The following is a 2,943-nucleotide window of genomic DNA, read 5'->3' on the forward strand; positions in this document are numbered from 1 at the left end:
CGAGGCGCTGTTCGCCGGCCCCGACGAGCTGCTGCTCCTCGACGAGCCGGACAACTACCTCGACGTCCCGGGCAAGCGCTGGCTCGAGGCCAAGCTGAACGAGTCGAAGAAGACCGTGTTCTTCATCAGCCACGACCGCGAGCTGTTGAACAACGCCGCGGGCCGCATCGTGACTCTCGAACCGGGCATCAACGGCGCCGGGGCCTGGATCCACGGAGGCGGCTTCGGCTCCTACGTGGAGGCCCGAGCGGACCGGAATGCGCGCTTCGAGGAACTCCGGAAGCGCTGGGACGAGGAGCACGTGAAGCTCAAGGAACTCGTCAACATGTACAAGAACAAGGCCGCGTTCCGCTCCGACATGGCCAACCGCTACCACGCCGCCCAGACGCGGCTGGCGAAGTTCCTCGAGGCCGGGCCGCCCGAGGCATTGCCGATCGAGCAGAACGTGCAGATGCGGCTCAAGGGCGGCCGCACGGCCAAGCGCGCCGTCGTCGCCGAGAAGCTGGAGCTCACCGGGCTGATGAAGCCCTTCTCCACGGAGGTCTGGTTCGGCGACCGCGTCGGCGTGTTGGGTTCCAACGGCTCCGGCAAGAGCCATTTCCTGCGCCTGCTCGCCACCGGAGGCACCGACCCGGAACGGGAGCACCTGCCGGTGTCCGACGTCGACATCGCCGAAGTGCCGCACGACGGCACTGTGAAACTCGGCGCCCGGATCCGGCCCGGCTTCTTTGCCCAGACCCACGTCCGGCCCGACCTCCTGGGCAAGACCCTGCTCGAAATCCTGCACCGCGGCGATGAACACCGCTCGGGGCTGGGACGTGAGGCAGCGGCCGGCGCGCTCGACGGGTACGGGCTGGCCTCACAGTCGGAGCAGAAATACGAATCCCTCTCCGGCGGGCAACAGGCCCGGTTCCAGATCCTGCTGCTGCAGCTCTCCGGCGCCACCCTGCTGCTGCTGGACGAGCCCACGGACAACCTGGATCTGCACTCGGCCGAGGCGCTGGAACGGGCCATCGACCACTTCGAGGGAACGGTCCTCGCCGTCACGCACGACCGCTGGTTCGCCCGGACCTTCGACCGCTTCCTGGTCTTTGGCTCAGACGGCAAGGTCTATGAATCGGCCGAGCCGGTCTGGGACGAAAAACGCGTCGAGCGCGCCCGCTAACAAGCAACGCGGGGTCACATAGCGCCCGTTCCTGTGGTGTTTATCGGCCGTACGTGACCCCGCGTTGCGGTGTGGGCTAGTCCGGCAGCAGTCCGGACGGCTGTTCGGCCTCCGGGCCGGCGGTTCCTCCCATGGCGGCGACCAGCCGCTCCCGGGCGCGCCCCAGGTGTTCGTCGAGCAGCACGGCGGCAGCCTCGCCCTGGCCGGCCCCGATCAGTTCGAGTATCCTCTGGTGTTCGGCCTGGATCAGCGCGGTGTCCAGGAGGTGCAGGGACTGGATGCGGACCATACACAGCCGCACCTCGCCCACGAGTGAGCGGTACATCCGGCTGATGCGTTCGTTGCCGACGGCGTCGATCAGGCTGGTGTGGAACCGCATGTCCGGTTCGACGACGTCGAGCGGAGCGCCGGTCTGAACCGCCGCGATGTCGCGGTTGGCCTGCACCGCCGCTTCCGGCACGTCCCGCGCGACTGCGAGCCGGCGCAGCACTTCGCTTTCCAGATACGCGCGGGCCAGATAGATGTCCCGCACGGATTCCGGGCCGAGTTCGACCACCCGGGCGGTTTTGTGGGTCCCCCGGTCCAGCAGCCCCTCGCCGACCAGCTTCTCGATCGAGGCCTTCGCCGTCGGCCGCGCCACGTCGTAGGAGGAGGCGACCTCCGACTCCGTCAGGGCGTCCCCGGAGGCAAGCTCACCGGCAAAGACCCGGTTCCGCAGATCCGAGGCGACCGCGTCCACGATCGAGACTGCTGCAATTCGGCCGGCCACCGGAGCTCCCATTCCGCCAAGGGTTTCTTGATTCAGTCCCAATCTTGCCAGACAAGACAACTCGTCAGGCTTGACCAACATGTGCACTTGTAAGACAATCGTAGGGCGCCACGGTGTTGTGACGCCTAACACAATCTGGAGACACATGTTTCAGCAGATCCTCGATCCCATTGCCGGGTCCCTGGTGATTTCAGCCCTTTGCGCGGCGCTTCCGCTCGTCCTGCTCTTCGTTTTACTGGGCGTCTTTAAGGTGAAAGCCCCCATGGCGGCCTTAGCCAGCCTGGCACTGTCCCTCCTACTGGCCATCGTCGGCTGGCAGATGCCGGTGAACCAGGCCCTGAGCGCCACCGCGGCCGGCATCTTCTACGGTCTGTTCCCGATCCTGTGGATCCTGGTCAACGCCCTCTGGATTTACCGGCTCACCGTGGCCACCCCGTGGTTCGAGGTGCTGGGACGCACCATCCGTTCCATCTCGAACGACCTGAGGATCCTGTCGATCCTCATCGCCTTCTGCTTCGGCGCCCTGCTGGAATCCCTCGCCGGGTTCGGCGCACCGGTGGCCATTTCCGCCGCCATGCTGATGGCAGCCGGCATGAAACCGCTGAAATCCGCAGTGGTCTCGCTGCTGGCCAACACGGCTCCTGTCGCCTTCGGCGCGATGGCCGCACCCATCATCGCCCTGAACGGTGTCACGGGCCTGCCGCTGCATGATCTGTCCTCCATGGCCGGCCGCCAGACGCCGTTCATCGCGCTGATCGTTCCGCTGCTGCTGGTGTTCATCGTCGACGGCCGCCGCGGCGTCAAGCAGACCTGGCCCGTGGCCCTCGTGGCAGGCGCCGCCTTCGGCGTGGCCCAGTTTGTCACGTCCAACTTCTTCGCGGTGGAACTGACTGACGTTGTTGCCGCCGTCGTGACTGTGGCAGCCGTGCTGCTGATGCTGAAGTTCTGGCAGCCGAAGGAAATCGTCGGGATGGACGGTGCCGCCGAGGGGGCCCCGGAGGCCGTGCCT

3 protein-coding genes are annotated in these 2,943 nt (G+C 66.6%); 2 read left to right on the forward strand and 1 reads right to left on the reverse strand.

What is annotated here, in order from left to right:
* The coding region (locus tag K789_RS0115425) for an ATP-binding cassette domain-containing protein (protein WP_024367537.1) at window positions 1-1,165 on the forward strand (1,165 nt) is incomplete at its 5' end.
* A 76-nt stretch (window positions 1,166-1,241) separates the two neighbouring features.
* Here K789_RS0115425 and K789_RS0115430 read toward each other — a convergent pair.
* Entirely contained in the window at window positions 1,242-1,934 is a 693-nt protein-coding gene (locus K789_RS0115430) for a GntR family transcriptional regulator (RefSeq protein ID WP_024367538.1), read from the reverse strand.
* 145 nt (window positions 1,935-2,079) lie between these two features.
* Here K789_RS0115430 and K789_RS0115435 point away from each other — a divergent pair.
* A partial coding sequence (locus tag K789_RS0115435; protein WP_024367539.1) for an L-lactate permease occupies window positions 2,080-2,943 on the forward strand: 864 nt, incomplete at its 3' end.

The organism is Arthrobacter sp. TB 26, from assembly GCF_000427315.1.
Classification (GTDB): domain Bacteria; phylum Actinomycetota; class Actinomycetes; order Actinomycetales; family Micrococcaceae; genus Arthrobacter.